We start from the raw sequence: 19,258 nt of genomic DNA, 5'->3' as shown, positions 1-19,258 counted from the left end.
TTCGCTTGCGGCTCGAACTGCCCCCTGCTTGGGGGCGGCAGCGCTCAGCGCAGGCCGACGCGCGAGGCGTGCCAGCGCAGCACGGCTGCGCGCGCCGGGTCGGAGGCTTCGATGCGGTCGGCGCGCGTTTGCAGGGCGCGCATTTCTTCGACCTCGCTGATGATCTTGCCTGGGCTCAGCAAGGCCTGAACGAGCACGCTTGCTTCTTCCGCAAGCGCCTTGAGCGCGCCAGCCAAGCCACTGCCGAATGTGCTCGCGCTGGACGATCGGTCAAGGGTAGACATAAAGGGGACTCCTGGATCTGGTGAGTGGGTAGACCCCTCTATTCTAGGGTTTACCCGAATACACGCTGGAGCCGGGGGAATGGGCACCGCGGGCACCAGGAGTGGGCTCCGCGCGCCTCGCTTGCGCAGCCCGTCCAACCACACGGCGCGGGCTAACCCCAAGACAAAATCTTTGAAAAGTTGACCATGGTCAAGCAAGCGATGTTCGTGCTGCGCGCACCATCTGCCCTGTTCGCATCTCGGCTCAGATTCTTTAAAAAATAGAGCGCACCCTTACACAGGAGACAACATGATGAAGAACTTCTTTTCGCGTGCCCACGCTTGCCGGGCCAAAGTCTTTACCGCTGCCATGCTGGCACTCGCGGCCACCGCACCAGCTGCAGCATGGGAGCCTGCCAAGCCGGTGGAGTTCGTGATTCCAGCGGGCACCGGCGGAGGCGCCGACCAGATGGGCCGGCTGCTGCAGGGCATCGTCATCAAGTACAAGCTCATGAAAGAGCCGCTCATCGTCGTCAACAAGTCGGGCGGCGCGGGCGCCGAGGGCTTTCTGGCGGTGAAGGAAGCCAAGGGCGATCCGCACAAGATCATCATCTCGCTGTCGAATCTGTTCACCACGCCCATGGCCACCGGCGTGCCCTTCAACTGGAAGGACATGACGCCTGTCGCGATGCTGGCGCTCGACCAGTTCGTGCTGTGGACCAATGCCGAGCAGCCGTACAAGAGCGCCGCGGAGTACATCGCGGCAGCCAAGGCGGCGGGCCCGAGCAAGTTCAAGATGGCCGGCACCGGCTCCAAGCAGGAAGACCAGATCATCACCGTGGCTCTCGAGAAGGCCACCGGCACCAAGTTCATCTACGTGCCGTTCAAGGGCGGCGGCGAGGTGGCGGTGCAGCTGGTGGGCGGCCATGTGCAGTCGACCGTCAACAACCCGATCGAGGCAGTGGCCCAGTGGCGTGCGGGCAAGCTGCGCGCGCTGTGCGTGTTCGACGACGAGCGCATGCCGTTCAAGGCCAAGGTGACCGAGACGCAGTCGTGGAACGACATTCCCACCTGCAAGGAAGCCGGCGTTCCCACCAAGTACACGATGCTGCGCGGCATCTTCATGGCCCCGGGCGTCACGCCAGAGCAGCGCGCTTTCTACGTCGACCTCTTGACCAAGATCGCGGCCACGCCCGACTGGAAGGAATACATGGAGAAGGGCGCGTTCAACCCGACGTTCATGACGGGCGAACCCTTCACCAAGTGGCTGACCGAAGCGGAAGCCACGCACCGCACGCTGATGAGCGAAGCCGGTTTCCTGGCCAGCAGCAAGTAGCAGCAATCGAGCGCCCTGCAGCGCTCCCTGCCTGACGACGCGGCCGCCGGCTCAAGGGCGGCGGGCGGGGCGCTGCTCTCTCGTTTCTTTCCCGGTACATACACACGAACGATGAGGTCTCCATGGAGCACGACGAGAATTCCGAAGGCGCGGCACGCACCGGCGTAGCGACCAACGTGGTCGAGGCGGTGGTTGCGGCGGTTCTGCTGGCAATAGGCCTTGTAGTCATCGTCGAGAGCCAGAGGCTGGGCTCTGGCTGGACCAGCGACGGCCCCGGCTCGGGCTACTTTCCCTTCTACATTGGCGCGATCATCGCGATCTCCGGCGCCGGCATCCTGTACCAGGCGCTGCTCGGCAAAGAGAAGAAGACCGAGATCTTCGTCGACTCGGTGCAGCTCAAGCGCGTGCTCTCGGTGCTGTTGCCGGCCATCGTCTACGTGCTTGCCATCTCGTTGCTCGGGCTGTACCTGGCGTCGGCGATCTACATCGCGCTCTTCATGGTGTTGCTCGGCAAGTACTCGTGGGTGAAGAGCGTCATCGCGGCACTGGTCGTCAACACGATTTTCTTCTTCATGTTCGAGGTGTGGTTCAAGGTGCCGCTGTTCAAGGGCGCCCTCGATCCCCTCCGATTCCTCGGCTACTGAATTTCACGGAGCAAACGCGAAATGGAAGAAATCAGCGCCCTGCTGCAGGGCTTCTCGGTGATCCTCACCCCCATGAACATCGGCCTGATGTTCGTCGGCATCATCCTGGGGGTACTGATCGGCGTGCTCCCGGGGCTCGGCGGCGCCAACGGCGTGGCCATTCTGCTGCCCCTCACGTTCACGATGTCGCCCACCTCGGCGATCATCATGCTGTCGTGCATCTACTGGGGGGCGCTGTTCGGCGGTGCCATCACCTCCATTCTGTTCAACATACCGGGCGAGCCGTGGTCGGTGGCCACCACCTTCGACGGCTACCCGATGGCGCAGCAGGGCAATGCGGGCGCGGCGCTCACCACGGCGTTCACCTCGTCGTTCATCGGCGCGCTGCTGGCGGTGATCATGATCACCTTCCTCGCGCCGCTGGTGGCCAAGTTCGCGCTGAAGTTCGGCTCGCCCGAATTCTTTGCGGTGTACCTGCTTACCTTCTGCAGCTTCGTGGGAATGGGCAAGGGGTCGCCGTTCAAGATCCTGGCGTCGATGGCGCTCGGCTTTGCGTTGGCGAGCGTGGGCATGGACACGGTCACGGGCCAGCTGCGGCTCACGTTCGGCCAGCCCGAGCTGATGCGCGGCTTCGACTTCCTGATTGCGGTGATCGGCCTGTTCGGCATCGGCGAAATCCTGCTGTCGATGGAAGAGGGCCTCAAGTTCTCCGGCAAGAGCGCGAAGATCGATCCGAAGGTGGTGCTGCAGACCTGGAAGCAGCTGCCGCAATACTGGGTCACGTCGCTGCGCAGTTCGCTCATCGGCATCTGGATGGGCATCACGCCCGGCGGCGCCACCCCGGCTTCGTTCATGGCCTACGGCCTGGCCAAGAAAATGTCCAAGCGCGGCTCCAAGTTTGGCACCGGGCAAATGGAAGGCGTGGTTGCGCCCGAGACCGCGGCCCACGCCGCCGGCACCAGCGCATTGCTGCCGATGCTGGCGCTCGGCATTCCGGGTTCTCCCACGGCCGCGGTGCTGCTGGGCGGCTTGCTGATCTGGGGCCTGCAGCCCGGGCCGCTGCTGTTCGTCGAGCAGAAGGACTTCGTCTGGGGCCTCATCGCCAGCATGTACCTGGGCAACATCGTCGGCCTCATCGTGGTGCTGAGCACGGTGCCGCTGTTCGCCTCGATCCTGCGCATTCCGTTCTCGATCATTGCGCCGGTGATCATCGTGATCTGCGCCATTGGCGCCTACACGGTGCACAACGCGATGCTCGACATCTGGTTCATGCTCGGCTTCGGCGTGGTGGGGTATCTGTTCAAGAAGCTCGACTTCCCGCTGGCGCCGCTGGTGTTGGCACTGGTGCTCGGCGACAAGGCCGAAGACTCGTTCCGCCAGGCCATGCTGGTCTCGCAGGGCGACGTGATGATCATGTTCTCGAACCCGCTGGTCGGTGGCATCACCACCCTGGCGCTGGTGCTGCTGTTCTGGCCGCTGATCTCCAAGGTGCTGGCCTTCATCAAGCCGAAGAAGCCGGACGAGTTTGCCGTCGAGCGGCCCGTGGATTGATCGGAGAACAACCAACATGCCAGTGATTGCACTCACCCAGGAGATGGGCTCCCTCGCCAAGGACGTGTCGCAGCGCCTTGCCGAGCAGCTCGGCCTCGAGATCATGCGCCACGAGACCATCGAGCGCGTGGCCGACCGCATGCAGGTACCGACCAGCTTCATCGGCCGCCTGCGCGACGGCAAGGCCGGCTTTGTCGAACGGCTCACCGCCGACAAGCGCAGCCTTGCGCTCTACACGGCCGAAGAACTCTTTGCACTGGCGGACCGCGGCAACGTGGTGCTGCGCGGCTGGGGCGCCACCTGCCTGCTGCGGCCTGTGCCGCACGTGGTGTGCGTGCGCATCACCCGCTCGATGAAGAAGCGCGTCGAATGGCTGATGGCGCACCTGGAAACCGACGACGCCGAGTTTGCCGAGGCCGAGATCCGGCGCAGCGACGACGCGCACGCCGCGCGCATGCACGCGCAGTTCGGCGTGACATGGGGCGACCCGGTGCTCTACGACCTGGTGCTCAACACCGATCGCATCTCGGTGGACAGCTGCGTGGCGCAGATCCGCTCGCTGGTGGAGCGCCCGGAGTTTGCCGAAACACCGGCCTCGCGCGCGTTGCTGGCCAACATGACGCTTGCGGCGCGCGTGAAGTCGGCGCTGAAGGACAACGAGGCGACCAGCGACATCCGCGTGACCGTCGAGGCCGACCAGGGCGAGGTAAAGCTGAGCGGCATCGTTCTCAATGCGGAAGAACGCGCGCTTACGGAGGACGTGGCCTCCAAGGTGGGCGGCGTAAGCAGCGTGGACAACGCGCTGCGCCTCATGACCGTTCCACGCCGCTTCGCATCGTCCAAGCAGACCTGAATACCGCGCGCGACTGCGCGCCTGCCTAGATCTTCCCGCGCTTGCGCAGGCGGCTAAGGGTCTCTGCGGAGAGGTTGAGATACGACGCAAGCTCCTTGCTGGGAATGCGGTCTTCCAACTCGGGGTGCTTGCGCATGAATCGGTGCACGCGCCCGGGTGCATCGAGCAGATGCAGCGTGATGGTGTGCGCCATGATTTCGCTCATGCCACGCATCACGCAGTATTCGAACAGCTCCTTGGTCTCGGGGTGGCGGTCCAGGAACGCGATCCACTCCTTCAGCGGCAGACTGGCCACCCGGGCCTTGGTGACGCACACGATGCCGTAGGGCGTGGGCGTCCCCAGCCGCAGGGCCGCATAGCTCGTTTCCATGTCGTGCGCATCGGCAAAGCGCAGGATCATTTCCTTGCCCTCGGGGTTGCTCACCACCCGCTTGAGGATGCCGTCGAGGATGAAGTACTGCTCCATCTCGCGCACGCCCTGGTGCAGCAGAAAGTCGCCCTTGTTGCCGTCCACGATGACGAGATGGGTTTCCAGCTCGGCGCGTTCGCTTTCGCTCAGGTCCTTGAGAAGGATGTTCTGCCGCAGCTGCGCGCGAATGATGTTTTTCTCCGGATGGTTTTCCAACAAAGTCATGGGTCCCGTCTTGCTCGAATTCGCAACAACAACTTCTGGTTCATCTGGCTGGTGCCGTTTTCCGGAAAGTTGACCGAGGTCAACGCCCGAAAGACATGCCCCGAATCATAGTCCCGGCTCGGGCCTCGGCCATTCACCCAAGCAAGAAGGAGAGACATGTCTTCAGTAAGAACGGATAAAGAGGCATCCACGACCCTCGACGACGCCCTCAAGCCAAAGAACAAGGCTGCCGAAGGCGACGCGGTCGTGCTCGCACTCAAGCAACCCCCGGAAGAGGCGCACGACACCACGATCGACGGCTTCCACCTGGTCATCGATGCGCTGAAGCTGAACGATATCGACACCATCTTCGGCCTTCCGGGCATCCCGATCACCGACCTGACCCGCATGGCACAGGCAGAAGGCCTGCGCGTCATCTCGTTCCGCCACGAGCAGCATGCGGGCAACGCTGCCGCCGCCGCCGGTTTTCTCACCCAGAAACCGGGCATCTGCCTGACGGTGTCGGCGCCCGGTTTCCTGAACGGCCTGACGGCGCTGGCGAACGCCACCACCAACTGCTTCCCGATGATTCTCATCAGCGGCTCGAGCGAGCGCGAGATCGTCGATCTGCAGCAGGGCGACTACGAAGAGATGGACCAGCTCGCAATCGCCAAGCCGCTGTGCAAGGCCGCCTTCCGCGTGCTGCATGCCGAAGACATCGGCGTGGGCATTGCGCGGGCCATCCGCTCGGCCCTGTCGGGCCGCCCGGGCGGCGTGTACCTGGACCTGCCGGCCAAGCTGTTCGCGCAGACCATGGACGCCGAAGCCGGCCGCAGGTCGCTCATCAAGGTGGTCGACCCGGCACCGCGCCAGATTCCGGCGCCTGACGCAGTCAAGCGCGCGCTCGACCTGCTCAAGGGTGCGAAGAAGCCGCTGATCCTGCTCGGCAAGGGCGCAGCCTACGCACAGGCCGATGTCGACATCCGCGCATTGATCGAGAAGACCGGCATTCCCTACCTGCCGATGTCGATGGCCAAGGGCCTGCTGCCCGACACGCACGAGCAGTCGGCCGCGGCCGCGCGCTCCTACGTGCTGCAGGAGGCCGACGTGGTCATGCTGGTCGGTGCGCGCCTCAACTGGCTGCTCTCGCATGGCAAGGGCAAGACCTGGGGACAGGAGAAGGGTGCCAAGCAGTTCATCCAGATCGACATTGCGCCGACCGAAATCGACAGCAACGTGGCGATTGCCGCGCCGGTGATCGGCGACATCGGCTCCTGCGTGGCGGCACTGCTCGCGGGCGTCGATGCCAAGTGGGCCAAGCCGCCGGCCGAATGGACCGGTGCCATCGCCGAGCGCAAGGACAAGAACCTGTCGAAGATGGCCGCCACGCTGGCCGCGCGTCCGTCGCCGATGAACTTCCACAGCGCGCTGAGCGTGATTCGCGACCAGGTGAAGACTCGGCCCGACGCCATTGTGGTGAACGAAGGCGCCAACACGCTCGACTTCGCGCGCAGCATCGTCGACATGTACGAGCCGCGCAAGCGCCTCGACGTGGGCACCTGGGGAATCATGGGCATCGGCATGGGCTTTGCCGTTGCGGCCGCGGTGGTCACCGACAAGCCGGTGATCGCCATCGAGGGCGACAGCGCCTTCGGCTTCAGCGGCATGGAGGTGGAAACCATCTGCCGCTACAACCTGCCGATCTGCATCATCGTGTTCAACAACAACGGCGTCTACCGCGGCACCGACGTGAACGTGAGCGGCACGCCCGACGTGGCGCCCACCGTGTTCGTGAAGAACGCGCGCTACGACAAGCTGATGGAAGCCTTCGGCGGCGTGGGCGTCAATGCCACCACCGCGGATGAACTGCAGAAGGCCCTGGCCGAAGCCGTCGCCTCGCGCCGTCCGACCCTGATCAACGCCGTGATCGACGAGACCGCCGGCACCGAAAGCGGCCGCATCACCAGTCTGAACCCCAGCACGGCGAAGAAGAAGTAACCCAGCATCATCAAGGAGAACCTCATATGAGCAACAAACCCCTCAACGGCATCAAGATCATCGACTTCACGCACGTGCAAGCCGGTCCGGCCTGTACGCAGATGCTGGCCTGGTTCGGTGCCGACGTCATCAAGGTCGAGCGCCCGGGCGCCGGCGACGTCACCCGCAGCCAACTGCGCGACATCCCGAACGTCGACGCGCTGTACTTCACCATGCTGAACAGCAACAAGCGCTCGATCACGCTGGACACCAAGAAGCCCGAGGGCAAGGCGGTGCTGGAAAAGATGATCCGCGAATCCGACGTGCTGGTCGAGAACTTCGGTCCCGGCGCGTTGGACCGCATGGGCTTCACCTGGGCGCGCATCCAGGAACTGAACCCCAAGATGATCGTCGCCTCGGTCAAGGGCTTCAGCGACGGCCACCACTACGAGGACCTGAAGGTGTACGAGAACGTGGCGCAGTGCGCTGGCGGCGCCGCCTCCACCACCGGCTGGTGGAAGGGCGAAAACTCCGCCCCGACGATCTCGGCGGCCGCACTGGGCGACTCCAACACCGGCATGCACCTGGCCATCGGCATCCTGACGGCCATCATCGGTCGCCAGCAGACCGGCAAGGGCCAGAAGGTGGCCTGCTCGATGCAGGATGCCGTGCTCAACCTGTGCCGCGTGAAGATGCGCGACCAGCAGCGCCTGGACAGCGTGGGCTACCTGGAGGAATACCCGCAGTACCCGCACGAGATGGACGCCTTCAAGGACAAGGTGGTGCCGCGCGGCGGCAATGCCGGCGGCGGCGGCCAACCGGGCTGGATCCTGAAGTGCAAGGGCTGGCAGACCGACCCCAACGCCTACATCTACTTCACCGTGCAGGGCCACGCCTGGGACCCGATCTGCGACGCGCTCGGCAAGCCCGAGTGGAAGACCGACCCGGACTACATGACCCCCAAGGCCCGCCAGCCGCACATCGACCAGATCTTCGCGACCATCGAGGACTTCATCAAGGACAAGACCAAGTTCGAGGCGGTGGACATCTTCCGCAAACACGACATTCCTTGCGCCCCGGTGCTGTCGATGAAGGAACTGCTGCACGACGAGTCGCTGCGCAAGAGCGGCTCGATCGTCGAAGTGCCGCACAAGGAGCGCGGCAGCTACTGGACCATCGGCAGCCCGATCAAGTTCTCGGACCTCCAGCCCGAGGTCACCGCCTCGCCGCTGCTGGGCGAGCACACTGACGAGGTGCTGGCGGAACTGGGCTACACCAAGCAACAGATCGACAACCTGAAAGAAGCAAAAGCCGTGTAGCGGACCCACCCCAGCCTCGCCCGTTTGACGACGGGCGGGCTGGAAAGTCGACATGAAGCGCCAGAGGTAAACATGCAAGCGAACGTGGATTTGAAACAGCTCGTCGAAGGCGCCGGCGACGCGATCATGGTGTGCGATGCGAAAGGGGCGATCACGCTCTGGAACCGCGCCGCCGAGCGGATCTTCGGCTTTACCGAAGCCGAGGCACTGGGCCAGTCGCTCGACATGATCATTCCCCAGCGGCAGCGCCAGCGCCACTGGGACGGTTACCACAAGACCATGGAAACCGGCATCACCAAGTACGGAGCCGACCTGCTGCGCGTACCGGCGCTGCACAAGGACGGGCACACGCTGTCGATCGCCTTCACGGTGTCGATGCTGTTCTCGGAGGATCGCGAGGTCACGGGCATCGTTGCCATCGTGCGAGACGAAACCGCCCGCTTTGCCGAAGAGCGTAAATTGCGCGCTCGACTGCAAGAAGCAGAGACCACGATCAAAGGAGACAGCTGATGAGCAAGGCACTTGAGGGCGTTCGCATTCTCGACTTCACCCATGTCCAGTCCGGCCCCACCTGCACCCAGCTGCTGGCGTGGTTCGGCGCCGACGTGATCAAGGTGGAGCGTGCCGGCGAAGGCGACGCAACACGCGCGCAGCTGCGTGACATCCCCGGTGTGGACAGCCTCTACTTCACGATGCTGAACCACAACAAGCGCTCGATCACGCTGGACACCAAGAAGCCCAAGGGCAAGCAGGTGCTCGACTCGCTGATCAAGACCTGCGACGTGCTGGTGGAAAACTTCGCGCCCGGCGCGCTCGACCGCATGGGCATTACCTGGGCCCACATCCAGGAGCTCAACCCGCGCATGATCGTGGCCTCCGTCAAGGGCTTTGGCCCCGGCAAGTACGAACATTGCAAGGTGTACGAAAACGTGGCGCAATGCGCGGGCGGCGCGGCGTCGACCACGGGTTTCGAAGACGGACCGCCGGTGGTCACGGGCGCGCAGATCGGCGACAGCGGGACCGGCCTGCACCTGGCGCTGGGCATCGTGGCGGCGCTCTACCAGCGCAACAGCACGGGCCGCGGCCAGCAGGTGCTTGCGCCCATGCAGGACGCGGTGCTGAACCTCTGCCGCGTGAAGATGCGCGACCAGCAGCGCCTGGAGCGCACCGGCACCATGCACGAGTACCCGCAGTACCCCGACGGCAAATTCGGCGACGCGGTGCCGCGCGCGGGCAACGCCTCGGGCGGCGGCCAGCCGGGCTCCATTCTCAAGTGCAAGGGCTGGGAGACCGACCCCAACGCGTACATCTACTTCATCACTCAAGGGGCAGTGTGGCCCGCGGTGTGCAAGGTCATCGGCGAAGAAGGCTGGATCAACGACGAGGCCTATGCCACGCCGGCGGCGCGCCTGCTGCACCTGAAGCCGATCTTCGCGCGCATCGAGCAATGGACCATGACCAAGACCAAGTTCGAGGCCATGGACATCCTCAACCAGTACGACATTCCGTGCGGGCCGATTCTTTCAATGAAGGAAATTGCCGCCGACGAGTCGCTGCGCGAGACCGGAACCATCGTCGAGGTGGACCACCCCACTCGCGGCAAGTATCTGACGGTGGGCAACCCGATCAAGATGTCCGACAGCCCGACCGAAGTGACGCGTTCGCCGCTTCTCGGCGAGCACACCGAAGAAGTGCTGACGCAGCTCGGCTACACGGCGGGCGACGTTGCGGCGCTGCGCGCCGAGGGCGTGATCTGAGCTGAAACGCTGCTTTTGAAGGCTGAGGAACCGCGGATGCGAATTCTTTCGCAATGGAAATTCGCACCAATTTATATATAACTTATCGTGAATGCATTCAATAAAATAGTTTAACTATTATTTATCGATCATTGAATCTACATTTTGATCATGCCGACACGCAAGACATTTGCCGCACGGCGTTCAATTTCTAGGAGAAATTTCATGATCGATGATTTGCCGATTCAATATTGGAGCAGTGAAACGGAACGCAATGCCTACAACGCGGCGTTCTATGAATTGGGGTTCCGCTGGCATTGGGACCGCGAAATCTACTGCCAGTTGCTGCGCCAGAGCCAAGACGGCATCGAGCGCGTGTGCAATTACCTGGCCGACCACCAGCCGCATCTTCTGCGCGCCTACGACGCCAAATTTTTGGCTGAAGTGATCGAGCAGAAGAAGGAAGAGCATCAAAAGCGGGAGCTCGAAGCCGGCGCCATGAAAAAGCGCTATTTCAATTGGGCCGAAAGCCGCGGCGCCGAACTCGGCGCCTGAAATTGCCATGAATATCCACGAATACCAAGGCAAAGACGTATTGCGCAAATACGGCGTGCCCACGCCGCGTGGATATGCATGCTTTTCGCCCGACGAGGCAGCCGATGCCGCCACGCGGCTCGGTGGCCGGGCCTGGGTGGTCAAGGCGCAGATTCATGCCGGCGGCCGCGGCAAGGGCGGCGGTGTCCGGCTCGCATGGTCACCGGCCGAAGTGCGGCGCCATGCGAACGAGCTGTTGGGCATGACATTGAAAACGCATCAGACCGGCCCGCAAGGCCGTGTGGTGAGGCGCCTGCTGGTCGAGGAGAGCGTCGAGGTCGAGAAGGAGTTCTATCTCGGCATGGTGGTCGACCGGGAATCGCGCCGCGTCGCGCTGATGGCGTCGAGCGAAGGCGGCATGGACATCGAAGAGGTAGCGGCGCGCACCCCGGAAAAAATCCGCAAGCTGTTCATCGACCCCGCCACGGGCGTGAAGGCCACCGAAGCCGACAGCCTGGCGCGCGACATCGGCTTTTCCGGAAAGTCGATGCTGCAGGTGCGCACGCTGGTGCAAAGCCTCTACCAGGCCTTCGATGCCTGCGACGCATCGCTGGCAGAGATCAACCCGCTGGTGCTGACGCGCGACGGCCGCGTGATGGCGCTGGACGCCAAGTTCAACTTCGATCCCAACGCGCTCTTCCGCCAACCGGAGATCGCCGCGATGCGCGACTTCGACGAGGAAGACCCGGCCGAGGTGGAAGCTTCGAAGTTCGACCTTTCCTACATTCAGCTCGAGGGCGACATCGGTTGCCTGGTGAATGGCGCAGGGCTGGCAATGGCCACGATGGACGCGATCAAGCTCTACGGCGGATCGCCGGCCAATTTTCTCGACGTGGGCGGCGGCGCCACGGCCGCGAAGGTGACCGAAGCCTTCAAGCTCATGCTGCGCAACCCGAACCTGCGGGCCATCCTGGTCAACATCTTCGGCGGCATCATGAAATGCGACGTGATTGCGCGCGGCATCGTCGCCGCGGCGCGCGAGGTCGAGCTGTCGGTGCCGCTCGTGGTGCGCATGAAGGGCACCAACGAAACCTTGGGGCGAACCATCCTCGGGCAATCGGGGCTTCCGATCATTTCTGCCAACGACATGGCGGATGCGGCTCAGACGGTTGTGGCTGCGGCTCGTCGGGGGGCTCGATGAAGGGTCACTGCTTGATTTGCCGGGTCGTGCGTTCAGGGCGGCGCACCCGCCGACGGGGTACCTTTCTCCGCGAATGTCCCCCGGGGCTGCGCCCCTCCTCCTTTATTTCGCTGCGCAAGGCACCCCGCCAGCGGGTGCGTTGCAAAGAGCGGTCGTTGATCAGCGGTGCACCAGCAGCGTGCCCCAGTGCACAGGGCATCGGGTGCTCCGCGCAGCGAAATAAAGGAGGAGCCGAAGGCGGGGGACATTCGCGGAGGGGAGTACCCGGTGGCCTTTGCACACGCCCTGAACAGCAGCGCCAAGAACACAAGCAACGCAAGGTGGAGAGCTGAAGATGTCGATCCTCGTCAACAAGCACACCCGCGTGATTACCCAAGGCATCACCGGCAAGACAGGACAGTTCCACACCGCCATGTGCCGTGACTACGGCCACGGCCAGAAATGCTTCGTCGCCGGAGTCAACCCCAACAAGGCCGGCAAGACCTTCGACGGCATTCCCGTGTTCGGCACCGTGAAAGAAGCCAAGGCCGAAACCGGCGCAACCGTTTCCGTCATCTACGTGCCGCCGCCCTTCGCCGCCGCTGCCATCGACGAGGCTGTCGATGCCGGGCTCGATCTTGTCGTGTGCATTACCGAAGGCATTCCGGTGCGCGACATGATCCGCACACGGCGCCGCATGGAGGGTAGCAAGACCCTCCTGCTCGGCCCCAATTGCCCCGGCCTCATCACGCCCGACGAGATCAAGATCGGGATCATGCCCGGCCACATCCACCAGAAGGGCCGCATCGGCGTGGTGTCCCGCTCGGGCACGCTGACCTACGAGGCCGCGAGCCAGCTTGCGAGCTTCGGCATCGGGCAGTCGACCGTGGTCGGCATCGGCGGCGACCCCGTCGGCGGGCTGCGGCACATCGACGTGCTCAAGATGTTCAACGACGATCCTCGCACCGACGCCGTGATCATGGTCGGCGAAATCGGCGGCAACGACGAAGAGATCTGCGCGCGCTGGATCAAGGACCACATGCAAAAGCCCGTGGTCGGCTTCATTGCCGGTGCCAGCGCACCGCCCGGCAAGCGCATGGGCCATGCGGGCGCCATCGTGTCCGGGGGCAAGGGCACCGCGCAGGAAAAGCTCGCGGTCATGAAGGAGTGCGGCATTCACGTGACCGACAACCCCGCCGAAATGGGAAAGCTCCTCGCGTCGCTCGTGGTTCCCGACTACCTGCCTTTCGACTGAGCCCTGAAGAAACCATTCCAACAGATATCAAGGAAGGCACGACATGCAGCAGCAAGCACAGCAACAGCAGCGATGGGTCCGTTTCGAACACGGCGGTGAAACCGGCTTCGGCACGCTCGAAGGCGACACCGTGCACGAGCACCGCGGCAACATGTTCGACCGCCCCGAGCCCACCGGCCGTGTGTTCGTGCTTTCCGGCGTGCGGCTCCTCACGCCCACCGAGCCCACCAAGGTCATCGCGCTGTGGAACAACTTTCACGCGCTCGGCGAAAAGCTCCAGCTGCCGGTGCCGGCGGAGCCACTGTATTTGCTGAAGGCTCCCAACTCCTATCTCGCACCCGGCGCGGACATCCGCAAGCCCCTGTGCGACGGCAAGGTGGTGTTCGAAGGCGAACTCGGCATCGTCATCGGCAAGACCTGTACCGCCGTGCCCGAGGCCGAGGCGCTTGGCCATGTGTTCGGCTACACCTGCGCCAACGATGTGACGGTGGCCGACATACTGAATCGCGACGCTTCCTTCGCGCAGTGGGTGCGCGCCAAGGGCTTCGACACCTTCTGCCCGATGGGCCCGGTGGTCGCCACCGGCCTCGACCCCGCCACGCTGACCGTGACCACGCTGCTCAACGGCGAGGTGCGCCAGAACTATCCGATCAGCGACATGCGCTTTTCGGTCCAGCAACTCGTGAGCCTGATCTCCCTCGACATGACGCTGTACCCCGGCGACGTGATCCTGTGCGGCACTTCCATCGGCGTCGGTTCGATGAAGCCCGGCAGCCTTGTCGAGGTGGAGATCGGCGGCATCGGCAGGCTCGGCAACCGCTTCGGCTGATGTCTGCCCGCGCGCAAAGAATCAACAACTTGGGGATCGACATGAAGATAGCAGTCATCGGAGCGGGCGCCATTGGCGGCCTGGTGGGCGCAAAGCTCGCCCTGGCCGGCGAGGACGTGACGTTCATCGTGCGCGGAAAGAATCTCGACGCCATTGCCACCAACGGCTTCAAGCTCATCGGGGCCGATGGCACCGAGCAGGTGGCGCTCAATGCAAAGGCCACCGACCGCTACGACCAGGCGGGTCCGCAGGACATCGTCATCCTGGCGATGAAGGCGCACCAGGTCGAGGCCGTGGCGAACGATGTGCCCAAGCTCTTCGGGCCCGAGACCGTCGTCGTCACCATGCAGAACGGCATTCCCTTCTGGTACTTCCACAACCATGGCGGGGCATTGGCGGGCACGCCCGTGCGCAGTGTCGACCCCACGGGCGTGGTGGCCGCAAGGATTCCGGCCGAGCGCGTGATCGGCTGCGTGGTGTACCCGGCCTCGGAGCTGATGGCGCCTGGCGTGGTGAAGCACATCGAAGGCGACCGCTTTCCCGTCGGCGAGCTCGACGGCTCTTCGAGCGAGCGTGTGAACCGCGTCTCGGCCTGCTTCACCGCGGCCGGATTCAAGGCGCCGGTGCTCGACAACATCCGCTCTGAAATCTGGCTCAAGCTCTGGGGCAACCTGACCTTCAACCCGATCAGCAGCCTCTCGCACTCCACGCTGGTCGACATCTGCCAGTACCCGCCGTCGCGCGAGCTGGCCGCCGCAATGATGCAGGAGGCGCAGGCCGTGGCCCACAAGCTCGGCATCGAGTTTCGCGTGACGCTCGACAAGCGAATTGCCGGCGCCGAGAAAGTGGGCAAGCACAAGACCTCGATGCTGCAGGACGTCGAGGCAGGGCGCGCGCCCGAGATCGATGCGCTGGTGGGCGCCGTGGTCGAACTGGCGCGGCTCACCGAAACCCCCACGCCGCACATCGACACCGTGTATGCGCTCGTCAAATTGCTGGCGCGTACCATGGAAGAGCAGCGCGGCCGGGTTTGCCTTCAAGAGATGGCCGGCTAGCACCACTCGGGCTGGGCGATTTTGCGCAGCATGTGTGCGCTGTGATCAATGAAATGGAACGGATGATGCGACGTACACGCAGCGCGAAGATCGTGGCCACCCTGGGCCCCGCCACCACCGACGAGCCGGCCATTCGTGCCCTGTTCGAACGCGGTGTGGATGTGTTCCGGCTCAACTTCAGCCACGGCACGCAACACGACCATGCGCGCCGGCTCGACACCATCCGCCGGCTCGAGGCGGAGTTCGGCCGGCCCATCGGCGTGCTGCTCGACCTGCAAGGGCCCAAGCTGCGGCTGGGCACTTTCGAAGGCGGGCGCACGCAGCTCGACGCGGGCGCGCGCTTCCGGCTCGACATGGACAAGACGAGTGGCAATGCGCGCCGCGCACCGCTGCTGCATTCCGAGATCTTCGCGGCGCTGCAGGTCGGCACCGAGCTGCTGCTCGACGACGGCAAGCTGCGGCTGCGCGTGGACAGCTACGGCGCCGACTTCGCCGAAACCACGGTGCTCGTCGGCGGACCCATCTCGGACCGCAAGGGCGTCAACGTGCCGAGCGTGCTGCTGCCGATTTCGCCGCTCACGCCCAAGGACCTGGACGACCTGGCCTGCGGCCTGGCAATGGGCGTGGACTGGGTGGCGCTTTCGTTCGTGCAGCGCCCCGAAGACATCGAAGAGGCGCGCGCCATCATCGGCAACCGCGCATGGATCATGGCCAAGCTCGAGAAGCCCGCGGCCATCGACCATCTGGACGCCATCGTGGACCTGTGCGACGGCGTCATGGTGGCGCGCGGCGACCTGGGCGTGGAGCTGCCGCCCGAGCGCGTGCCCGAGCTGCAGCGCCTCATCGTGCGCGCCTGCCGCAAGCGCGGCAAGCCGGTGGTGGTGGCCACGCAAATGCTCGAGTCGATGATTGCCGCGCCGGTGCCCACGCGCGCCGAAGTGTCCGACGTTGCAACCGCTGTCTACGACGGTGTGGACGCGGTGATGCTCTCCGCCGAATCCGCCTCCGGCAAGTACCCGCTCGAGGCCGTGGCCATGATGGACCGCATCATCTCGCGCGTGGAAGCCGACGCGTCCTACCGCATCGGCATCGATGCCACGCACGAGGCCTCGCTCTCGACCACGGCCGATGCGGTGTGCGCTTCGATGCGCCAGGTGGCCGCGCTGCTGGCGCCCGCTGCCACCGTCACCTACACATCGTCAGGCTTTACCAGCATGCGTGCCGCGCGCGAGCGGCCGGCGGTTCCCATCCTGAGCCTGACGCCCGACATTGCGACCGCCCGGCGCATGGCCATGGTGTGGGGCACGCATGCGGTGCAGGTCGAGGACGTGCACGACGTGGCCGAGATGATCGAGTGCGCCTGCCGCGTGGCGTGCGCCGAAGGGTTTGCAAGCACGGGCAGCGATGTCGTGGTGGTGGCCGGCCTTCCGTTCGGACTTTCGGGAACGACGAACCTGCTGCACGTCGCGCGAATACCCTAGGCCTTTCTCCAGGGCGGCCTGGTGCGAAGTACGATGCCCGCTCGTTTGCAGCAGCCACCTTTTTCCGAATGAAGCACGCGACCCTGCGCCAGTTGAAAGTCTTCGAAGCGGTGGCGCGCCTGCTGAGCTTCTCGCGCGCGGCGGAAGAGCTTCACCTCACGCAGCCGGCCGTTTCCACGCAGGTGCGCAAGCTCGAGGAACACGCGGGCAATGCGCTCTTCGAGCAGTTCGGCAAGAAGATCTACCTGACCCCCGCGGGCACCGAGCTGCTGCAGATCAGCCGCGCGATCATCCAGCAGTTCGAGGCCGCCGAGAACGCCATGCTGCAGTTCAACGGTGTCTCGGGCGGCAAGCTCAACGTGGGCGTGATCAGCGCGGGCGACTATTTCTTTCCGCGCCTCCTGGTGGAGTTCGCGAGCCGGCATCGCGGCGTGACGCTGAATTTCACGGTGCACAACCGCGAAGGGCTCATGACCCACATCGCGGAGAACCTCACCGACCTGGCGATCATGGTGCGGCCCCCGACCGATCTGGACACGGTCAACCAGCCCTTCGCGCCGCACCCCTATGTGATCGTTGCGGCGCCCAACCATCCGCTGGTGGGCGTGCCGAGAATCCCGCTGAACCGGCTGATGCGCGAGCCCTTTGTGGTGCGCGAAAAGGCCTCTGACACCTGGCATTCGATGGAAGAGGGCTTCGGCGGCGACCTGAGCGGCATCAACATCGCGATGGAGATCCGCAGCACCGAAACGATCAAGCAGGCCGTCATCGCGGGCATGGGCGTGAGCTTTGTCTCGGCCCACACCATCAGCCAGGAAACCCGCGCGGGCAGCCTGCGCGTGCTCGACGTGCAGGGCTTTCCGCTGATGCTGAACTGGTACGTGGTGCACCGGCGCGCCAAGCGCCTGCCACCAGTGGCGCAAGCCTTCAAGGACTTTCTGCTCGCCGATGGCCCGACGCTCATTTCGCAGATCGTGCCGTTCGAGTCGGCCTCGCAGGGCACGCCGCAGTCTTGACGCCGCGAGGGCGCCAGTGGCTCAGCGCAGGCCGATGCGCGAGGCGCGCGAGCGCAGCACCTCGGCTTGCGCCGGATCGGTGGCTTCGATGTTGTCCGCCGCAACCTGCAGCGAACGCATCTGCTCCACCTCGCTGATGATCTTGTTCGGGCTCAGCAGGGCCTCGCCGAGCATCAGCGCTTCGTCGACAAGCGCCTTGAACGCATCGGCAAAGCTCTCGGTAGAAGCGGCATGGAACGGTTGGCGAAGAGTCGGCATTCGGAAGCTCCTTGGTTGCTTTTTGGATGCCCCGATCTTCCGGCTGCGTTCGGATCAAGTAAAACGATATTAATTGCCATTTGAATGCAAAAATAATGCATTGAAACTGGAGGCGCCGAGATGGACATCAACCTGGCCCGGACCTTTCTCGCAATCGTGGATACGCGCAGCTTCCAGCGAGCCGCCGAGCGGCTGCACGTGACGCAGACCTCGGTGAGCGCGCGTGTGCGCACGCTCGAAGAACTGCTGGGCCGGCCGCTCTTCGTGCGCAACAAGGCGGGGGCGGTGCTCACCGCGGCAGGCGAGCAGTTCTTGCCGCATGCCACCACGCTGGTGCAGGTATGGGAGCGTGCGCGCCATCAAGTCGCGGTGCCAAGCGGCAGCCGCGCGGTGCTCGCCATCGGCTGCGAGATCAGCTTGTGGGACCCGCTGCTGCTGCAATGGCTGCTGTGGATGCGCACCGCCGCGCCGCAGTTGGCTATTCGCACGGAAGTCGGCTTTCCGCACGACCTGCTCGACAAGGTGGCGGCCGGCGTGCTCGACATTGCCATTGCCTATGCGCCGCAGCAGCGGCCCGGCCTGCGCGTGGAGCTGCTCATCGAAGAAAAGCTCGTCATGGTCACCACCGCGCAACGCCCGCGCGTTCCCAAACCTGCAGACTATGTGTACGTGGACTGGGGCCCGGAGTTCGCGGCGCAGCACGGCCTCGCGTTTCCGGAGCTCTCGAATGCGGCGGTGATGGCAGGGCTGGGGCCGCTCGGCCGCGAATATCTGCTGGCCGCGGGCGGCACAGGCTACTTCAGGCACGACGTGGTGCGCAGCCATCTCGAATCGGGCCGGCTGCGCAGGGTGCCCAATACGCCGGAGTTTCTGTACCCGGCCTATGCGGTGTATGCGGTGGGCGCGGACGTCGCCATTGTCGAACCCGCGTTGCAGGGCCTCAGGCAGGTGGTGAAGACCAAGCCTGCCAACGCAGACTAGGTGGGCGTGAGCGTGTGCCTTGCGTGCTCCACGCGCTCTTCGTGCGACTGGAGCAGCGACTCGTAGTAAAGGCACAGCGGCATGGCGATGAACACCATGCCGGCCACGTAGACGATCAGGCCCATCAGCGGAAAGTCATCGCCGCCCCAGTAGGGGATGGACGCCACCGCGGCGCCCGCCGCAATGGCGGCAATCACGCAGCGAAGTGCGTTGCGCAAGAACGTGGTTCGCGAGTACCCAGGGGGGTCGTACTTCTGACGGTCCAGCCGGGAACACTCGCCCTTGTCTCCATCATCGTGCATCGTCGTTCCTTGTATTGGAGGGCGCAGATGATTCTTATCCCTGGCGATTGCCGCGGTCAAGGCGGCAGACCCGGA

The 19,258-nt window shown here is 64.4% G+C and carries 20 protein-coding genes; 16 read left to right on the top strand and 4 right to left on the bottom strand.

The annotated features are described in order from the left end of the window. Window positions 1-44 precede the first annotated feature (44 nt). Window positions 45-284, bottom strand: coding sequence for a hypothetical protein (locus EJI00_RS20710; RefSeq protein WP_126749368.1), 240 nt, complete (start codon window positions 282-284; stop codon window positions 45-47). 292 nt (window positions 285-576) lie between these two features. On the opposite strand from EJI00_RS20710, the gene EJI00_RS20705 reads away from it, so the two are divergent. From EJI00_RS20705 to EJI00_RS20690, 4 genes are all read left to right on the top strand, one after another. Continuing rightward, entirely contained in the window at window positions 577-1,599 is a 1,023-nt protein-coding gene (locus tag EJI00_RS20705) for a Bug family tripartite tricarboxylate transporter substrate binding protein (RefSeq protein ID WP_409514036.1), read from the top strand. 122 nt (window positions 1,600-1,721) lie between these two features. Next, the gene (locus tag EJI00_RS20700) at window positions 1,722-2,243 is read left to right on the top strand and encodes a tripartite tricarboxylate transporter TctB family protein (RefSeq protein ID WP_126749366.1); all 522 of its coding nucleotides are present in this window, start codon (window positions 1,722-1,724) and stop codon (window positions 2,241-2,243) included. Window positions 2,244-2,264: 21 nt separating this feature from the next. Next, window positions 2,265-3,794, top strand: a complete 1,530-nt coding sequence (locus tag EJI00_RS20695; RefSeq protein WP_126749365.1) for a tripartite tricarboxylate transporter permease — start codon at window positions 2,265-2,267, stop codon at window positions 3,792-3,794. Window positions 3,795-3,810: 16 nt separating this feature from the next. Further along, window positions 3,811-4,647: a cytidylate kinase family protein gene (locus EJI00_RS20690; RefSeq protein WP_126749364.1), complete on the top strand. Its 837-nt coding sequence runs from the start codon at window positions 3,811-3,813 to the stop codon at window positions 4,645-4,647. Window positions 4,648-4,672: 25 nt separating this feature from the next. Here the strand turns inward: EJI00_RS20690 and EJI00_RS20685 are convergent, their stop codons facing one another. Beyond that, entirely contained in the window at window positions 4,673-5,281 is a 609-nt protein-coding gene (locus EJI00_RS20685; RefSeq protein WP_015867259.1) for a Crp/Fnr family transcriptional regulator, read from the bottom strand. 156 nt (window positions 5,282-5,437) lie between these two features. On the opposite strand from EJI00_RS20685, the gene oxc reads away from it, so the two are divergent. From oxc to EJI00_RS20630, 11 genes are all read left to right on the top strand, one after another. Beyond that, entirely contained in the window at window positions 5,438-7,258 is a 1,821-nt protein-coding gene (oxc, locus tag EJI00_RS20680; protein ID WP_126749363.1) for an oxalyl-CoA decarboxylase, read from the top strand. Between the two features lie 26 nt (window positions 7,259-7,284). Beyond that, the gene (frc, locus tag EJI00_RS20675) at window positions 7,285-8,556 is read left to right on the top strand and encodes a formyl-CoA transferase (protein ID WP_126749362.1); all 1,272 of its coding nucleotides are present in this window, start codon (window positions 7,285-7,287) and stop codon (window positions 8,554-8,556) included. A gap of 72 nt (window positions 8,557-8,628) precedes the next feature. Further along, a complete protein-coding gene (locus EJI00_RS20670) occupies window positions 8,629-9,066 on the top strand; it encodes a PAS domain-containing protein (RefSeq protein ID WP_126749438.1) in 438 nt (145 codons plus the stop codon). Further along, entirely contained in the window at window positions 9,066-10,313 is a 1,248-nt protein-coding gene (gene frc / locus EJI00_RS20665) for a formyl-CoA transferase (RefSeq protein WP_126749361.1), read from the top strand. Before EJI00_RS20670 ends, frc (EJI00_RS20665) begins: the two co-directional genes overlap by 1 nt. A 150-nt stretch (window positions 10,314-10,463) precedes the next feature. Further along, window positions 10,464-10,847 carry a hypothetical protein gene (locus EJI00_RS20660; RefSeq protein WP_260590796.1) on the top strand — a complete coding sequence of 128 codons (384 nt, stop codon included), beginning with the start codon at window positions 10,464-10,466 and terminating at the stop codon, window positions 10,845-10,847. Window positions 10,848-10,854: 7 nt separating this feature from the next. Then, entirely contained in the window at window positions 10,855-12,027 is a 1,173-nt protein-coding gene (sucC, locus tag EJI00_RS20655; protein ID WP_126749360.1) for an ADP-forming succinate--CoA ligase subunit beta, read from the top strand. 334 nt (window positions 12,028-12,361) lie between these two features. Beyond that, on the top strand, window positions 12,362-13,261 hold the full coding sequence (sucD, locus tag EJI00_RS20650) for a succinate--CoA ligase subunit alpha (RefSeq protein ID WP_126749359.1): 900 nt from the start codon (window positions 12,362-12,364) through the stop codon (window positions 13,259-13,261). Window positions 13,262-13,304: 43 nt separating this feature from the next. After that, on the top strand, window positions 13,305-14,090 hold the full coding sequence (locus tag EJI00_RS20645) for a fumarylacetoacetate hydrolase family protein (RefSeq protein ID WP_126749358.1): 786 nt from the start codon (window positions 13,305-13,307) through the stop codon (window positions 14,088-14,090). 41 nt (window positions 14,091-14,131) lie between these two features. Beyond that, window positions 14,132-15,145: a 2-dehydropantoate 2-reductase gene (locus EJI00_RS20640; RefSeq protein ID WP_126749357.1), complete on the top strand. Its 1,014-nt coding sequence runs from the start codon at window positions 14,132-14,134 to the stop codon at window positions 15,143-15,145. Between the two features lie 65 nt (window positions 15,146-15,210). Next, the gene (pyk, locus tag EJI00_RS20635) at window positions 15,211-16,626 is read left to right on the top strand and encodes a pyruvate kinase (RefSeq protein WP_126749436.1); all 1,416 of its coding nucleotides are present in this window, start codon (window positions 15,211-15,213) and stop codon (window positions 16,624-16,626) included. A 68-nt stretch (window positions 16,627-16,694) separates the two neighbouring features. Beyond that, window positions 16,695-17,642 carry a LysR family transcriptional regulator gene (locus EJI00_RS20630; protein WP_126749356.1) on the top strand — a complete coding sequence of 316 codons (948 nt, stop codon included), beginning with the start codon at window positions 16,695-16,697 and terminating at the stop codon, window positions 17,640-17,642. A gap of 21 nt (window positions 17,643-17,663) precedes the next feature. Here the strand turns inward: EJI00_RS20630 and EJI00_RS20625 are convergent, their stop codons facing one another. Further along, a complete protein-coding gene (locus EJI00_RS20625) occupies window positions 17,664-17,900 on the bottom strand; it encodes a hypothetical protein (RefSeq protein ID WP_126749355.1) in 237 nt (78 codons plus the stop codon). A gap of 120 nt (window positions 17,901-18,020) precedes the next feature. Between EJI00_RS20625 and EJI00_RS20620 the strand changes: the two genes are divergently transcribed. Continuing rightward, window positions 18,021-18,881: a LysR family transcriptional regulator gene (locus EJI00_RS20620; protein ID WP_126749354.1), complete on the top strand. Its 861-nt coding sequence runs from the start codon at window positions 18,021-18,023 to the stop codon at window positions 18,879-18,881. Here the strand turns inward: EJI00_RS20620 and EJI00_RS20615 are convergent. Beyond that, a complete protein-coding gene (locus EJI00_RS20615) occupies window positions 18,878-19,183 on the bottom strand; it encodes a hypothetical protein (RefSeq protein ID WP_126749353.1) in 306 nt (101 codons plus the stop codon). The two genes, EJI00_RS20620 and EJI00_RS20615, sit on opposite strands and share 4 nt — an antisense overlap. Window positions 19,184-19,258 lie beyond the last annotated feature (75 nt).

Source organism: Variovorax sp. DXTD-1 (assembly GCF_003984625.1).
Classification (GTDB): Bacteria; Pseudomonadota; Gammaproteobacteria; order Burkholderiales; family Burkholderiaceae_C; genus Variovorax.
This window is presented reverse-complemented; position numbering and strand designations above follow the sequence as displayed.